The sequence below is a fragment of the Halalkalibacter wakoensis JCM 9140 genome (assembly GCF_000513095.1).
GTDB classification, from domain to species: Bacteria; Bacillota; Bacilli; order Bacillales; family Bacillaceae_D; genus Halalkalibacter; species Halalkalibacter wakoensis.
The window spans coordinates 1-15,939 of record NZ_BAUT01000044.1; the positions used below are offsets into that span (position 1 = coordinate 1).

The 15,939-nt window shown below is 34.3% G+C and carries 14 protein-coding genes; 3 read left to right on the plus strand and 11 right to left on the minus strand.

Annotation, left to right across the window (positions count from 1 at the left end):
- Window positions 1–459: 459 nt before the first annotated feature.
- The 4 genes from JCM9140_RS22665 to JCM9140_RS15020 all read right to left on the minus strand — a co-directional run bounded on the left by JCM9140_RS22665 (window position 460) and on the right by JCM9140_RS15020 (window position 7,388).
- Complete coding sequence (locus JCM9140_RS22665; RefSeq protein ID WP_156314893.1) at window positions 460–1,554, minus strand: HNH endonuclease; 1,095 nt, start codon at window positions 1,552–1,554, stop codon at window positions 460–462.
- Window positions 1,547–3,052, minus strand: coding sequence for an AAA family ATPase (locus tag JCM9140_RS15010; RefSeq protein ID WP_034632374.1), 1,506 nt, complete (start codon window positions 3,050–3,052; stop codon window positions 1,547–1,549). The genes JCM9140_RS22665 and JCM9140_RS15010 overlap by 8 nt, the downstream gene beginning before the upstream one ends.
- 551 nt (window positions 3,053–3,603) lie before the next feature.
- The gene (locus JCM9140_RS15015; protein WP_034748212.1) at window positions 3,604–5,343 is read right to left on the minus strand and encodes a UvrD-helicase domain-containing protein; all 1,740 of its coding nucleotides are present in this window, start codon (window positions 5,341–5,343) and stop codon (window positions 3,604–3,606) included.
- On the minus strand, window positions 5,340–7,388 hold the full coding sequence (locus JCM9140_RS15020; protein WP_034748215.1) for an ATP-dependent nuclease: 2,049 nt from the start codon (window positions 7,386–7,388) through the stop codon (window positions 5,340–5,342). Before JCM9140_RS15020 ends, JCM9140_RS15015 begins: the two co-directional genes overlap by 4 nt.
- A gap of 64 nt (window positions 7,389–7,452) precedes the next feature.
- Here JCM9140_RS15020 and JCM9140_RS15025 point away from each other — a divergent pair, with 64 nt between their 5' ends.
- Window positions 7,453–8,082, plus strand: a complete 630-nt coding sequence (locus JCM9140_RS15025; RefSeq protein WP_034748218.1) for a hypothetical protein — start codon at window positions 7,453–7,455, stop codon at window positions 8,080–8,082.
- A gap of 317 nt (window positions 8,083–8,399) precedes the next feature.
- Here JCM9140_RS15025 and groL read toward each other — a convergent pair whose 3' ends face one another.
- Together groL and groES are read right to left on the minus strand one after the other, a co-directional pair.
- The gene (gene groL / locus JCM9140_RS15030; RefSeq protein WP_034748221.1) at window positions 8,400–10,040 is read right to left on the minus strand and encodes a chaperonin GroEL; all 1,641 of its coding nucleotides are present in this window, start codon (window positions 10,038–10,040) and stop codon (window positions 8,400–8,402) included.
- Between the two features lie 53 nt (window positions 10,041–10,093).
- A complete protein-coding gene (gene groES, locus JCM9140_RS15035) occupies window positions 10,094–10,378 on the minus strand; it encodes a co-chaperone GroES (protein ID WP_034748225.1) in 285 nt (94 codons plus the stop codon).
- Between the two features lie 398 nt (window positions 10,379–10,776).
- On the opposite strand from groES, the gene JCM9140_RS15040 reads away from it, so the two are divergent.
- Window positions 10,777–11,499: a CPBP family intramembrane glutamic endopeptidase gene (locus JCM9140_RS15040; protein ID WP_034748227.1), complete on the plus strand. Its 723-nt coding sequence runs from the start codon at window positions 10,777–10,779 to the stop codon at window positions 11,497–11,499.
- The gene (locus tag JCM9140_RS15045; RefSeq protein WP_034748230.1) at window positions 11,496–11,717 is read left to right on the plus strand and encodes a YdiK family protein; all 222 of its coding nucleotides are present in this window, start codon (window positions 11,496–11,498) and stop codon (window positions 11,715–11,717) included. Before JCM9140_RS15040 ends, JCM9140_RS15045 begins: the two co-directional genes overlap by 4 nt.
- 276 nt (window positions 11,718–11,993) lie before the next feature.
- On the opposite strand, the gene JCM9140_RS15050 is transcribed toward JCM9140_RS15045, so the two are convergent.
- The 5 genes from JCM9140_RS15050 to tatAY form a co-directional block, all read right to left on the minus strand.
- Complete coding sequence (locus JCM9140_RS15050) at window positions 11,994–13,403, minus strand: MDR family MFS transporter (RefSeq protein ID WP_034748233.1); 1,410 nt, start codon at window positions 13,401–13,403, stop codon at window positions 11,994–11,996.
- A 128-nt stretch (window positions 13,404–13,531) separates the two neighbouring features.
- Window positions 13,532–14,068 carry a DoxX family membrane protein gene (locus JCM9140_RS15055; protein ID WP_034748235.1) on the minus strand — a complete coding sequence of 179 codons (537 nt, stop codon included), beginning with the start codon at window positions 14,066–14,068 and terminating at the stop codon, window positions 13,532–13,534.
- 53 nt (window positions 14,069–14,121) lie between these two features.
- Window positions 14,122–14,652 carry a DoxX family protein gene (locus tag JCM9140_RS15060; protein WP_034748238.1) on the minus strand — a complete coding sequence of 177 codons (531 nt, stop codon included), beginning with the start codon at window positions 14,650–14,652 and terminating at the stop codon, window positions 14,122–14,124.
- Window positions 14,653–14,892: 240 nt separating this feature from the next.
- Window positions 14,893–15,645, minus strand: a complete 753-nt coding sequence (tatC, locus tag JCM9140_RS15065; RefSeq protein WP_034748241.1) for a twin-arginine translocase subunit TatC — start codon at window positions 15,643–15,645, stop codon at window positions 14,893–14,895.
- Between the two features lie 17 nt (window positions 15,646–15,662).
- A complete protein-coding gene (gene tatAY, locus JCM9140_RS15070) occupies window positions 15,663–15,845 on the minus strand; it encodes a sec-independent protein translocase protein TatAY (protein WP_034748244.1) in 183 nt (60 codons plus the stop codon).
- Window positions 15,846–15,939: the final 94 nt, after the last annotated feature.

Sequence of the window (15,939 nt, forward strand, 5' to 3'; positions counted from 1 at the left end):
AGTTGAAATACTTAAATGGAATGTAACACCTTAAAGGTCATGCAAAAAAAGAAACTTCCCACAAGTTAGATAAACTAATGAGAAGCCTCTTTTATATACCTAATGTTAGCATTTTGTTAGCAAATCACTACAAAACCCTTATATATCAAGGGTTTTAGCGGTCATCACATCATGCCGCCCGTAAGTTTTGAGTGTGTAATATCGTTAACAAGAGGTGCAAAAATTGCGGTAAATCAACGTTTTGGATATTGTTGACTGTAACATCTTTAACGGGGATTTACCGTTTTTTATGGGATTGCGTTAGCAAAATGTTAGCAATTTAAAACAGAAATCATCACCAATGTCCACACACTCCACATGCCGTGTGTGCTGGGCATGGACAATTTAAAGAAGATGTAGTGGAATCACCTATTTTCAACTTAAATAAATTTATTTTATGTACAACAGCCAGATGTATATTTAACTCAATTCATAGTATGCAATAATACTTTCTATAGTGTCTTCTCGCATAAACCAATTAGAATTTAATAAACTCTCATATACCTTAGCTTCTATTGAATTTAAATTTAAAAACTCCGCTGAAGATTTATCACTTTCTAATTTTTCTTGAACTGCTTCTAGACCTCCAGATAAGTAATCAGTAACAATACTTTTTACCCGTATCCTAAATACCCTACTAGCAGCCTTCCCATATCTCGAGTCTAATTCCAACTTCGAAAAATGACGCTCTAATCTACTTCGCAATATTGAACTTCTCAAAGTACTATTTATATTAAATTTAAATGTTATAGGAAATGCCTCTACTACTTCCGCTTCTAACCAATCTATACTTGTAATGTCTTCAAAATATGAATTTATCAACAATTTTTCTTCAGTATCATAGATTTCATCAGACTTATTAGTGTTACAATCTATACAACTTGGGATTAAATTAATCGGAGTTATTGCATAGTTAATATAGTTTGCCTTTGGGAGATAGTGATCTAATGTAGTGACATTTCCTATTAAACAATAAGGACAGATGCCATCATCGGCAAGTAACATTAATTCATCATAAATGTCTCTCCCTATCCCATCACTATCTTTTACTAAATAATCTTCATATGCTTCTTTCATAACATTTTTATCTACATATCTAATATAATTATATAAATCTTCTCCAGCAGATAAAATACTATCTAAATGATTTAACTTTACTACTTGTAATTGTTCGAGGATTGAATTTTTGGTTTGAGTTGGATCAATAAAATCAATTAACTTATAGTCTCTTAATTTCTCTAGTAATCTGTTTTTGGCTATAGTATTAGGAAAATTAAAAAACTGTAATACAGGAGTATCTCTAGGAATTTCTATTATTTGAGTGGGAACTATTTGATGTAGTTCATTTCTATCTTCATTTGCTACAAAATTATATTGAACTTCTTTTTCTATTAAGTCACTTTTTATTGATTTTATTCTACCAAGCCTAAACTTCCCAGCAGCACTTTGCCTATTAGCAAGTAACTCATCAAAAAAATCCTCAATTTTGATATTAGGTTTTGATAATTTATACATCATTAAAATCCTTTTCTAGTTCATTTAAATAACTTCTAACTATTGTTTTTGCATCTAAGCTTAACTGATAATCGAATTCTTCTAATACTCGATCATAATCTCGAAACTTTTCTGCAGCTTCTTTTAGAATTTTATGAAATCCTGTATTAATCACTTCTAAACCAAAAACTTCTTCAGTTAATACCCCTGTATTTTCACCAAATGTTTCCATTTTAGGTCTTTCTATTTTGAATGCATTCCCATATTTACGAATAATAGATACAACTGATTTAGGCACTTCTTGTAGAACTACAGGAGAATGTGTAGCTACAATACCAACACCATTTTCAGCCTTTAGAAGTTCAGATAAACATCTTATATATGCTGATAACAATGGCGGATGTAAGTGCGTTTCTGGTTCGTCAATTAATACTAGTGTTTTTTCCACTAGCAACTCTACTATTTTAGAAATTGAAAGAAGAATAATTTTATGGCCCGAACTCAAATACTCAAATTTAGATACTATGTTTTCTGTACAGATTTGCATATCTTCTTTACTTCGTTTAGTTTCAAAATATTCCTCTAATATAGTAATAAAGTTCAGCTTATTAAAATTATAATCCGCTTTATTTAATATCATAAACATTTGATGTAAATAGTATTGTTTTTTTCTAATCAGAATACTTAATATAGATTCACTAAATTCTTCACTAATTTCAGCATCACTTTTTGTTTCACCCAATTTTTTTTTAAAACCTACATAGAAAAAAGAATCATTTTCATCTTCTTCATTACTAGGGATTTTATCAAATACGCTAAATGAAATATAAACTAAATTAGCAAAATTATCTTGGAGTTTCCCATTTATATATTCATTCATAATTCCTTTCAAAACTGTAGTTTTACCAACACCATTTGTACCAATAACTGCGTGTAAATTTGTAGGTGGTAACGTATCTGGTTCAACCTTAAAATGTAAATCTTTCTTTTTATTTTGATATTCTAAGGAAAATGTAAAATCAAAGTCTGTTAGTAATGCTCCGCCTCTAGCTATTCTCTTAAATTGATTCTCATAATTATATTTATTTACTTCCCTCATCAAAGAGACGGTTAACACTTCTTGTTCCGAATATTTTTCCATAAACTCATCATTATACGCAATATCATTAATAGCCGTTAAAAAATCGATTCTCAAATCATCATCATTTAATTTTTTTATATTCTTGTAGTATTTCGCACTTTGCCCTAAAGAAAAAAAGTTACTCGGCAATTTTAGAATAACATTATTCTGACTAGCTGCTAATTGATTTAATACTGTTCTAGTCTTTTCCTCTGTGGTTTGATTTTCAAAACCTATTTTCACATGTCCTATTTCAGTCTTTTTTAAATTTTTATCTACATATTCAACATTAAATAATGTATAGAAAAGATAATCATTCCAATTATCTGGTACTAAATGAAAACCCTCTTTATTTCTTGCCTCATTAAAATTTGTTATGTAAATTTTAATAAGTCTCACCTCCGGATAAATATTGTACGCGTGTTCTTTTAATTACTTTATAAAAATTCAACCATTTTAAAACAGGCTATTACTTTGCACTTAAATCACCAGAAATTCCCTCAAAATATCAATATGGTTCACCATTTCCATCAAACCTTATTAACGCATTACCATTTCTTAATTCTGCATCTACTAAGTAAAAATTTGATAACGAGGCATCCTCCCAAATAGATTTAGGTATATGCTCTAAAACATTAATTTGATACTCTATTTTGAGTTCCTTACTAATTTCACTCATCTAAACTTTTAATAAATAATAAATACGAAATTTGCTTAATATTTGTTAAAGGATTACATTCCCTTCCGTCCATAACATTTCCAAAATTTTAGCGATTTGGCTCTTTAATTCACTTATAATCATGTGATTGCTTCCATTAATGTTTTCTTATTTAATAATATTGTTGATTTAAATGGCTAAAACAATTGCTATACCACCACTTCCTAGAGTGCTTTAAATATGAATTTATTAAGATAGTTACTGAAGGGATGGCAGTAGCTTTTAACCAAAATCAAATCAAATGATGAACTTTTGTTAAGTCCTCCACTTTAATGTTGTATTGTTCTTCTATGAACTTTTGATTCTTCTTCGTAAGTTTAGAAAAGACAATATATAAACGGTTGATTGCTCTACTTAATCCAACATAGTAAACCCTATCTTCTTCGTTCTCCAAATCAGGGTTAAGAAGAAAATCTAAAGAACTTGGTATTAGTAAAACATTTTCAAACTCATCACCTTTTGCTTTGTGAATAGTTCTGTGCTGACTGGTATCTTCTTTATAATTTATACATATTGCAAGTTGGGTGTATGTAATTCCATCATAAAAGTCTTTGGCTGCACCCGCTTTAAAGGTACTCATTGGAATATGGGATTTTATCACTGTATAAAACGCGATTAAGGAAGTTTCATTATAACTATCATATTTAGTTAATAGTTCTTGAAGTAATTTAATTGAGTTATTAACTCGGTCTTTCTCAGGACAATCTGTAAATAGTACTTTCATTTTTTCTAATGCATTTTTATAATCACCTATTCGTGCAAATTCAACTGCTTCTATAGAATTTAAAATTATCCTCGGTCTATCTTTATTACTATCGGCCTCTTTGAATTTCTTTAATAGCTTCGTATCTATTCCATTTAATGCAACCAACGATTTCATTGCATTAGCAGTGGGATTATCCCTTGAAAGTGTATGAATCGATGAACCTTCTCCGCATAGTTCCTTTACTTTTTTATAAGCATCTACAGTATCTCCAATAAATAAAATTGGTAGTTCACCATCAACATTTTTATATTTAGATTGCGCAATATCCTTTCGTACTTCATTCAACAAATCGATAATTTGATTCGAACTACGCCTATTTTCAAGGATTTGATATTCGACCATATTTTCTAATTTGAAGTTAATAAATTCATCTATACTCGCCCCTTGAAACGCAAAAATAGATTGTGCCGGATCTCCAATAATGCCAACTATTGTTTCTTCTTTAGCTATCAACTTAATAATTTTTGCTTGAATAGGATTTGTATCCTGCACCTCATCTAAGAAAAAGTATGGGAATTTGGCTCTTAATACGTTTAGTATAAAAGGATGCCTCGTTATTAATAAATAACTAAAGAATAATACATCATCATGATCAACTTTACCCGATGACCAAAATATTTTTTTATAACTAATCAAATCATCTGCTAAAATATCAGTTACTTTTCTTACTCCACCTACTTTTTCTTGATTACCCACTAACTTTAAATTTCCGTCTGAGTCGTACATGTACTGTAGATTATTGAGCCAGATAAACAAAGAGTCTAACTTTTGCCCGAATAGCAATTGTTTATATGAATTAGGATGAGTAAGTTCATCTACACGTTTATGATTTTCTAACCAATTTTTCACGATTGAATATCTTGGACCATAAGTATCATGTCCATTAACTTTTGAGACATTTATTTCAAATTCATCTGATAAGTAATGTAAGTATGGTTTAACAACGTGCTTATATAAAAAACTATGAATAGTTGATACCTCTACTCTGTCAGTTACACCAGCACCAAGCCTTTTCAAAATCGTTTCAACAGCGATATTTGTATAGGTAATACAAGCTATTTTTCGCGTCTTCTCCAATCGCGCAGAATTTTTCACTGTATTTTTTATATGATTAACTAACCAATGTGTTTTTCCTGCTCCTGGACCAGCTGTTATTTTAAAGTGCTGTTCAATATCAATTAAGTCACTAGATGTAATAGTAATCAATTTTCACACACCCAATCTATAGCTTCTTGAATATAGTCTGGGACGACAAACTCAACAAAGTCTTCAGAACCTCGCTTAGCTAAGTTTTCTTGTAATGCGTAGGCTAATTCCAAAGCGTTAACTCCCTTACCAACTGAATTTAAATACCTAGCAGCTATCAGTGCTATTTTTTTATCATCTTCTGACCAACTTAATTCTTCATGTTTTAAGCCATCTATTATTCTCGTATTTTCTTTTGATTTACTTAATCGGCTATAAAGTTTATCAATATCTTTACCTTCTTGAAATAGCTTCATTAGCGCTTTAATTTCTTCTTTATTAGACATTGAATCCGTTACTAACATCTTCAACATTGGGTTGAATCGCACTAAATCATATTCAAGTGTTTTACCTTTTAATTCATCTTGAAAATAAAACTTAATGTTCGTCGAATAATCCACATCCTGCTTACTAATTTTATATTCATATTTATCAGCTTCTATATTCATCTCAAATGGATAACATTTTGTATAGGATTCCCCCTCAATTAAACGCTCTTTCCTTACTGGATCCCTATCAGTAATACAAACTACTTTTCTATTTATTGCAGCAGAATTATTAGAATTAAACAACTTCAAAAAGTGGTCAAAGTACTTTCCTCCTACATTAATTACAGCTACATGTTCGTCTTCTAAAAACTTTCCAAGATATTCTGCAAAAATAGACATTAATAATTGCTCTGCTAAACCTTCAACTAATATAAGTTTTTCAGCAAAAAGCATATTTGATTTCGTCGCATCTAAAAATCTTTGTACATATTTTTTACTTTCTACATTAGTACCAAAAACTTTACCTGGGTAGCTGACTTTTGTTTCATTCTCACCTTTATATAAGCAGATTAATTCATCTAACTCTAACGCTCCTGTAATATGAGTCGAATGTGTTGTTACGAATATTTGACGAACCTTTTTCTCTGCCAAATTCTTTTTCAAAAACTTTAATAATTGCTTTTGCATCGAAGGATGTAAATGCGCTTCTGGTTCTTCTATAACAAGCATTGGAAAGACTTTTGCGTTGCTTCCTAAATACGTTTCACTCGCATTTACTTGCATTTTTGCCAATAGTAAAGACATGAAAATCAAGTTATTATAGCCAAGGCCATTATGCGTTATAGGTAGTTGAATTCCATCATGATGCTCCACTATTAGTTTAAGTGCAGAATAGAGTTCGACATCTGTTATACCGCCAGCAAAGTTTGGTTCAGCATTATCAAATGAAGCCCCAATCTCTTTTGAATACGATAAAATTTGTTTTTTTCCTTCCAACATCCTCTGATTCAAAGAATCCATCAGTACTTTAGCTTGATCTTCAAATTTCTTTTTTTCCTCTTTGATTTGTTGCTCTTTTTCATCGTCATCTAAACCTTGATTGGATTTTATACTATAATCCATAAAGAAATCCAAAACATTTTTTAATAATGTATTTCTTCCACTGAACATATCCCTTTCTACATCTCTAATAGCATCTAAGAATTGAAAATCAAATTTTTTCATATACTCACTATCCACGGTAATTTGATTTTCTAAATTTCCTCCATAAATTTTGTATGTATAAAAACGCAGAAAATTTTTATCTATAATTTCCCATGCATCATTTACAGAGGTTGCAGTAGAAAGTTTTTGTTCATACTCGTCTTGATGTTTTAGCGGAAGACAAAATTCATAATGAATTTTAGCTTCGTATGGTTCTTCCAGTTTCGTTAACCATTGACTTACTACTACCAAATCATCTCCCATTAGGTTTTCTTCTTTTTCTTGACTAAGAGTAATTGATACGTTGATGCGTGGTGGCTGCTTTTTTAATTCTTCTAATGTAAGTTGCTTATTAAAATCATCAATTGATAGGTTCTTTTTAACAGATGGATTATATATTAGTGCCATAGCTCTTAATAAGTTCGATTTTCCAGCATTATTATGACCAATTATTACATTTAAACCCTCGTTAAATTCAATTATATTAGCTTTGAAATTTTTATAGTTTTTAATTTCTACCCTAGATATGTACATACAGCTGTTGACCCCTTTCTGAACTCGAAATGAATTTACTATGTTATGTCTATTATAAGTCATCTTGTTAATATTTGGTTATGTATCACTTTTTAATGATATATCGGATACTGAAGATTACTTTAAAAAGATTAAAACTTTCAATGATATTGAACAGAATTTAAAAGATGTAGTAAAGACATGGGTATTATTTGGTTGGGATGATGATGGGTATCGCAATGGCAGTTTTAAAGAGAGATTTGATGATTTTGTGAAGACAGAATATATAGGAAACAAAAATAGTACAGCTGGTGAAATATTTTTCTTTTCACAGATAGGCTATATATCACAATCAATGAATATTTTATTTACTATGATGGAACCTAATTTTGTCCCTTATGTACGTGGAATTGTGCCGTTTAGATATCTAACAATTATATATACCAGTCTCAAAGAAAATTTGAATTTAAACTTAGATATTCAAATTGTCCGAACTAGTATTAGCTACTTTTTTGAGAGAGTCTTTGATCATAATTTAGTTTCAGAAATTTCCTACAATGAATATTTAGAAAAGATAAATGGTTTAAGTTTGTACAAATATGTTGAGGATGCTTTGTCACTCCTTAACAAAGAGTTGGATGAAATAAGTCTTAGACAGATAGATTTAAGAGTCGAACAGTTTTATAAAAATGCATTTTTAGTACGTTTAAAATAGCCAAATCAAATTTTTGGCTATTTTTTATGATCAATTATTTACCGTAATATTTTCTACTTTTGATCCTTAACGAAAGGTGCGTTAGCTTAAATATTATTGTTGCGTAGTATAAGTCTACTACGTAAAACAACAGTTAATCTAGCCTCTTTGCAGAAGACTGATCTAATGAATAATGCATCACCTTCTATCGTAAGCAAAAGAAAAAGGCTTCTCAAAAGTTTAATCAACTAATGAGAAGCCTCTTTTATATACCTTATGTTATCATTTTGTTAGCAAATCTCTTTAAAACCCTTATCTATCAAGGGTTTGAGCGGTCATCACATCATGCCGCCCATTCCACCCATACCGCCCATGCCGCCCATGTCAGGCATGCCGCCGCCAGCATTTTCTTCTGGCTTATCAGCGATTACAGCTTCCGTTGTTAAGAACATAGCAGATACAGATGCTGCGTGTTGTAGAGCTGAACGTGTAACTTTCGTTGGGTCAACGATACCTGCTTCAACCATGTTTACCCACTCGCCCGTTGCAGCGTTGAATCCTTGGCCAACTGCTTCACCTTTAAGGCGCTCAACGATGACAGATCCTTCAAGACCAGCATTGTGTGCGATTTGACGAACTGGCTCTTCAAGAGCACGTAGAACGATGTTTACACCTGTTGCTTCGTCGCCGTCAGCTTGAACCGCTTGAACCGCTTTGATTACGTTAACAAGTGCAGTACCACCACCAGCTACGATACCTTCTTCAACCGCAGCACGAGTTGAGTTTAATGCATCTTCAATGCGTAGTTTACGCTCTTTTAGTTCTGTTTCAGTTGCAGCACCAACTTTAAGAACCGCTACACCACCAGCAAGTTTAGCTAGGCGCTCTTGTAGCTTTTCTTTGTCAAACTCAGAAGTTGTTTCTTCAAGTTGAGCTTTGATTTGGTTTACGCGACCAGCAATAGCTGCTGCGTCTCCAGCACCTTCAACGATTGTTGTGTTTTCTTTTGTAACAACAACTTTACCAGCACGGCCAAGTTGAGTGATGTTTGCAGACTTAAGGTCAAGACCTAGGTCTTCTGTGATCACTTCACCACCTGTAAGTGTTGCGATATCTTCAAGCATTGCTTTACGACGGTCACCAAATCCTGGAGCTTTTACAGCTACAGCGTTGAATGTACCACGTAATTTGTTCACAACAAGTGTAGCAAGAGCTTCACCTTCAACATCTTCAGCGATGATTAAGATCGGCTTACCTTGTTGAACAACTTGCTCAAGAACAGGAAGAACTTCTTGAATGTTTGCGATCTTCTTGTCAGTGATAAGAACGTAAGGATTATCAAGAACAGCTTCCATCTTATCAGAGTCTGTTACCATGTAAGGAGAAGCGTATCCACGATCGAATTGCATACCTTCTACTACTTCTAGCTCAGTAGAGAAACCTTTAGACTCTTCGATTGTGATAACACCGTCGTTTCCAACACGATCCATTGCTTCAGCAATGATTTCGCCTACTTCGTTGTCAGCTGAAGAAATCGCAGCAACTTGTGCAATTGAAGCTTTTCCTTCGATTGGCTTAGAAATGTTCTTAAGCTCCGTAACAGCAGCAGCCGTAGCTTTTTCAATTCCTTTACGAATAACCATCGGGTTTGCACCAGATGTTACGTTTTTAAGACCTTCACGGATCATTGCTTGAGCAAGAACTGTCGCAGTTGTTGTACCGTCCCCTGCGATATCGTTTGTTTTGCTAGCTACTTCAGCTACAAGCTTTGCACCCATGTTTTCAAATGCATCTTCAAGTTCGATTTCTTTTGCAATCGTTACACCATCATTGGTGATTAGTGGAGAACCAAATTTCTTCTCTAAAACGACATTACGTCCTTTTGGTCCAAGTGTTACTTTCACAGCGTTTGCAAGTGCATCCACACCACGTAGCATTGAGCGGCGTGCGTCTTCACTAAATTTAATATCTTTAGCCATGAGATCTACCTCCTAAGATTGTTTTATCATTATGTAGAGACTAAGCTCTTCGTTTAGCCAATAATTGCAAGAATGTCGCTTTCACGTAAAATTAAATATTCTTTGCCTTCAAATTTCACTTCAGTACCAGCATATTTAGAGAAAATAATTGTATCCCCATCTGCTACTTCTAGAGCTACACGCTCACCGTTTTCAGTCACACGACCAGTACCAACAGCTACTACTTTTCCTTCTTGAGGCTTTTCCTTCGCAGAATCTGGTAACACAATCCCGCTTGCAGTTTTTTCCTCTGATTCAACTAACTCAATAACAACACGATCACCTAATGGCTTTAACAAGGAAAACACCCTCCTTCAAGATATTACATTGTATTTTTTATTAGCACTCATCACCTTCGAGTGCTAACACAATTATTATAATAAGCATTACTGGGTATATTTGCAAGTGTTTTACAAAAAATTTTTTTCATCGATATTAACCGTTTACACTTCTAAATTCTTTGCCTTTTTCTAACTTCATTTCAGACAAGCACATAAACCAGCTTACCCTAACATAACGTAATAAAGATTATGGTTTGTGCAGCTGCAAATACAAACCTTCACTATCTTTTCCTAAAAAGGAAATCCTATTCATGTATTCTATGTGACCTTAAGGCTTTCCTTCAGCTTTTTTGTAAATGGTATGTTAAAATATGAAGATGAATTTTTGAGACTTATTGACAAAGGGGAATTACACATTGAATAAACGATATTGGTGGATTCTAATTACATACACCTTAATGCAATTATCAGCTGTTCCTGGCGTATTACTCTTAAGAGAGTTTGGCGTTCCTTTAGAACGGATCCCTGGTGTTTGGAGTATGTTCAGCTTTACAACAGGATTAATTATCATCCTTTTACTACTTAGACCTGATATTAAAAACAGACATGAAGTAAGAGGACGTTCATCAAGGGGCGAGGCCATACGTTGGTCAATCATTGGGGTCTTCTTCGTTTTCGCTGCTCAATATGCAGCTGCTTTAATTGAAATGATGTTACTTGGCATTGAGCCTGGTTCTGAAAACACACAAACAATCGTAGAATTTGCGAAGGCATTTCCAGCCTTTATCATTGTGATTTCTGTGATTGGCCCTATTCTTGAAGAAATTGTCTTCCGATTAGTCATATTTGGAGCACTATATAAACGATTTAATTTTTGGATTGCTGGAATCCTAAGCTCGGTCATTTTTGCCGCTGTCCATATGGATTTCACTCATTTACTTGTTTATACAGCAATGGGCTTAGTTTTTGCGTATTTATACGTTAAGACAAAACGTATTCTTGTTCCGATCATTGCCCATGTTGCCATCAACCTATTTGTTTCCATTATTAATGTATTATTGGCTGATCAAATTGAAGATTGGATGGAGCAACTCGAACAATTTGAACAAACATCACTCATTATTGGAGGATTACTATGAGGGCATCACCTATAACAATGGCACTCCTCTACTTTTCGATCGGTGTATTGCTTATCTTCTTCGCTATCCAAAATGTAAATACGGCCGGTTGGAATTTCTGGAGTTATTTAATTGTTTCGTTTGCTGCGATTGATTTTATGATTGCTTATCGCTTTTATCGCTTACGTAAAGTCATTAAACAACTTCAAAACCAAAACAATAATAAGAATAAAGATTAGAAAAATGCCTTGATAGGTACTGAAAAAGTCGTTTGCCTTTCTCAGTACCTTTTTCAAAGGCTACAAACTAAACTCACATAAAACCCCGTCTGACAAAAGCAAGTAACAAAAAGCACAAACAAATGATCAAGATCATACCTATTTCTCGTTGCCTTGTTCTCATTGCACATATTCCCCACCTTTTCTTTATCCTTCTTACTGACTTATATGCTTGATAAACATTCCGTCATACCACAAAAAAAAGATAGCATGCTTTTCAACATACTATCTTAAAGTTTATGCAGTTGCTTTTTCTTCTGCTGCTTTTGCTGATTTTTCTAAAAGGAATGCTGCCGGAATCGCAAGTGCAGTTAAAATGGCTACGAAAATGAATCCTTCATTTATCGCTCGTAAGCTAGCTTCCTCCAAAGAACCAAGGGAAGGCATTAGCTGTCCACGTCGTACTTCATAATAAATGGAAACAAAGACGATTCCTAGTGCTGAACTCATTTGTCTTATGACATTATTCATGGCCGATCCTCTTGAAACGAGATGACCAGGTATCGAATTCATTCCTGTAGTTGTTGACGGCATACTGCTTAATCCCATTCCTATCCCTCTAAAAGCCATCCAGAAAAAGATCACGGCCAGCGATGTTTCCAACTGCAAGAGGCCAAGTGGAACAGTCCCAATTGCTACAATAATAAGGCCTGTTGAAATGACTCCTTTAGGACCCCTTCGATCAAGCATTCTACCACCAACATTCATAAAGATTCCCGTTAAAAGAGCTGATGGTAGGAAAATTAAGCCTGTTACGATTGGACCAAGGCCGTATACTTGTTGTATTAATAGTGGAATTAAAAACAAGCTAGCAAATAAGCTAATAGACGTAATGCTTGCAATGACCATACTATATGTAAAAGTCGGCACACCAAACAACGACAAGTTTAAGAGGGGTTGCTTTACTCTCTTCTCAATTTGAACAAACAAATACAAAAGAACAAATCCTACAGCAATCAAGGCCATGTTTGCAACCTCTGTGACGTGAGCAAGCTCAGACATTCTTCCTAGCGCCAATAAAATAGAGCCGACCCCAAATGTAATCGTTATAAAACCATACCGATCAAATGTGATATCCTTGTTCGCTTCTGTTTTAGGTAAGTACCGAAAGGCAAAATAGAGACCAATTAATCCAAATGGAACATTAACAAGAAATAAATAGTACCAATTAAACGTTTCTAAAATTACTCCACCTAATGTTGGGCCAATTGTCGGCGCCATCATGGCTGAGATTCCCCAAACCCCTGTTGCTAGTCCACGCTCATTTCGAGGAAAGGCCTCAAAAATTAGAACCATCGAGAGGGGCATCATAATTCCCCCACCTATACCTTGTAACCCTCTAAACATAATTAACGAGCTTAAGTTCCACGAAAAGGAACCAAGCAAGGATCCCAGTACAAATATCGAAAGGCCGATTAGATACAATTTCTTTTTCCCAAAACGATCACCTAAGTATCCTGTTACTGGAACGGTCATCCCCATCGTTACCATGAAAATGGTAATCACCCAACCAGTAGAAACGGCATCTGACCCAAACACATTCATTAATTGAGGAACGGCCGGATTTAACATACTATTGTTTAAAATCATTGTAAAAGAACCTAATAAAACCGCTACAACTACCATCCATTTTGCTGAAACATTCATTCCTATATTCACACCATTTCGCTTATCGAAATTTACTCTTTTCATCATACCATATGATATGAAACAGGAATACTTTTACAGAGATAAAGAGGGAGACTCTTCTTACCCAGAGTCTCCCTCTTATTGTTTTACATTGCTTCTCTTAACTCTTTACCAGCTGCTCCAAAGTTTTGCTTGTTGTTTCTTCCTTTTAGTACAACACTTTTTACGTAAGGCAATACCCATCTATCTCCACCATAACGACCTGCGTTTGCTCCGGCTGCCATAATAAACATCGCAATCAGAATCATCCATGGATTAGTAGATACAGTTCCTGCGAATAAGAATGACATGTTCATCACGACTCCAAAGAATGCGGCTGCTGAAGTGAATACTCCTAAAATGAGTCCCAGACCTACTAATAACTCTCCCCATGCTACCATAACACTAAACAACTCGGCATTAGGAATGGCAAAGCTCTCTAAAAATGCTACATAGTTCGGATATACCATTGCTTCTCCACTCATAACTGGGTTGGCAACTGAGCCTTGCAAGTAACCACCAGCGTTAAAGTCACCAGTTACCTTTCCCCATCCTAAAGTTAACCAAGTCCAGCCTAGATAGACTCGTAATACCAACCATATTCCTGCTGCATATTTGTTTTCTCTTAAAAATTGACCAATCATTGTAATTCCTCCCTGTTTAAGTTTGTTCAACGTTTCACATAAAAAACCTGCTATTAGACTGCTTCTTTTAAATTAGCTCCACCAAAACGATTTTGATTGTTTTTACCTTTAAATACAACGCTTTTCAAGTAAGGTAAGACCCATCTATCTCCACCGTAACGGCCTGCGTTTGCGCCGGCTGCCATAATGAACATTGAAATTAGAATCATCCATGGATTAGTAGAGACAGTCCCTGCAAATAAAAATGACATATTCATAACTACTCCGAAGAAAGCTGCTGCTGATGTGAATACTCCTAAGATTAGACCCAAGCCTACTAAAACCTCTCCCCACGCTACTACAAAGCTAAATAAATCTGCATTTGGGATTGCTATGCTTTCTAAAAATGCCACATAGTTTGGATACACAAGCGCTTCTCCACTCATAACTGGATTTGCAACTGATCCTTGTAAATAACCTCCAGCATTGAAATCACCAGTTACCTTTCCCCATCCTGCAGTCAACCAAGACCATCCTAGATACACTCGCAATACGAGCCAAATTCCCGCTGCATATTTGTTTTCTCTTAAAAATTGACCAATCATGATAATTCCTCCTTCAAGTTTTTGTTTTAGTTAACTCACATAACAATGTGATGTTTTTTTATCATCTGCTTTTTCACTTGTTCACTGTTTCACATTTTTATGTGAAGTTTTTCACAACTTCTTTACACTCTTAGTATAGTTCACTACAATGCTTTTGGCTACCGTGTTTAGTCCTTTGTCAAAGTTTGTTCAATAATTCACATAGTTTATGTAAAAAAAGAGTGAATGCTGTGACAAACATCACTCTTTTTCATTTTTTTCTCTTTCTTTTTCTAACCTTTTTACTTTACGATACGTCAAATAGGATACCCAAATGCTAAATTCATAGAGCAATAACAACGGAAGTGTCACCATTAAATGAGACATAATTTCCGGTGGTGTAATAAAACCAGCTATCACTAACAATATGAAATAAGCGAATTTCCGAACTTGAGATAAGAAGCTTGGTGTGAGCATTCCTAGTCTTGTAAAGAACATGACGACAACAGGTAGTTGAAACAACAATCCAAACGGGATCGTAATTTGAAAGAGAAACGAAAAATACTCATTAATTCCATACTGCTCGGTTATTCCTAAACGTTCTGACAAATTGCCCATAAATTGAATAATGAATGGAAACAAAATGAAATAAGAAAAAGAAAGACCGGCTAAAAACAAAATAAAAGCAAATGGAATATATGCAAGAGTTGCGGTTCGCTCTGTCTCATGTAAACCTGGGCTAACAAAAGCCCACAATTGAAACAATATAACAGGAAATGTAATAATCAGTGCACTAGCAAAAGCAAACGTCATAAATACACGAATCGGATCTGTCATTTTAAACGCATTCATTGGTAAATCCTGTGCCGTTGGCGTGCTTTGCAAATATGTGATTAACGGTGTAGCTAAAAAGAAGCCGGCAATGAGTGCCAAAATGAAGAAGACCAAAGTTATCATAATTCTTCGTCTAAGCTCCACAATGTGGTCCATTACCGACATGTCTCTTTGTTCCATTTATAAACCCTTCCTACTTAGGCTTTATCGTTATCTTTTTTCTTCGTATCATCTTCATCCGCTAAGCCTTTGGTTGCGTTCTTAAATTCACGTAATGTATTACCAGCAGCCTTTCCTAGCTCTGGCAATTTCTTTGGACCAAAAATTAATAAAGCAACAATTGCAATTAATGCAATGCTTCCTGCTCCTAATCCACCCATAGGTAGCACCTCCTTGTCCTATTCTAAATTATAGAGTCTGTCTCCCTAGAGCGCAAATCTCTTTTTTCGGAAGTATTTTCCGACCATATCTAAC

What these genes read in the sequence shown, in the direction of transcription:
- JCM9140_RS15055 (WP_034748235.1), bottom strand. Translation starts at nt 14,068, where the DNA reads ATGATTGGTCAATTTTTAAGAGAAAACAAATATGCAGCAGGAATATGG.
- tatC (WP_034748241.1), bottom strand. Translation starts at nt 15,645, where the DNA reads ATGGAACAAAGAGACATGTCGGTAATGGACCACATTGTGGAGCTTAGA.
- tatAY (WP_034748244.1), bottom strand. Translation starts at nt 15,845, where the DNA reads ATGGGTGGATTAGGAGCAGGAAGCATTGCATTAATTGCAATTGTTGCT.
- groL (WP_034748221.1), bottom strand. Translation starts at nt 10,040, where the DNA reads ATGGCTAAAGATATTAAATTTAGTGAAGACGCACGCCGCTCAATGCTA.
- JCM9140_RS15050 (WP_034748233.1), bottom strand. Translation starts at nt 13,403, where the DNA reads ATGAATGTTTCAGCAAAATGGATGGTAGTTGTAGCGGTTTTATTAGGT.
- JCM9140_RS22665 (WP_156314893.1), bottom strand. Translation starts at nt 1,554, where the DNA reads ATGTATAAATTATCAAAACCTAATATCAAAATTGAGGATTTTTTTGAT.
- JCM9140_RS15045 (WP_034748230.1), top strand. Translation starts at nt 11,496, where the DNA reads ATGAGGGCATCACCTATAACAATGGCACTCCTCTACTTTTCGATCGGT.
- JCM9140_RS15060 (WP_034748238.1), bottom strand. Translation starts at nt 14,652, where the DNA reads ATGATTGGTCAATTTTTAAGAGAAAACAAATATGCAGCGGGAATTTGG.
- JCM9140_RS15020 (WP_034748215.1), bottom strand. Translation starts at nt 7,388, where the DNA reads ATGTACATATCTAGGGTAGAAATTAAAAACTATAAAAATTTCAAAGCT.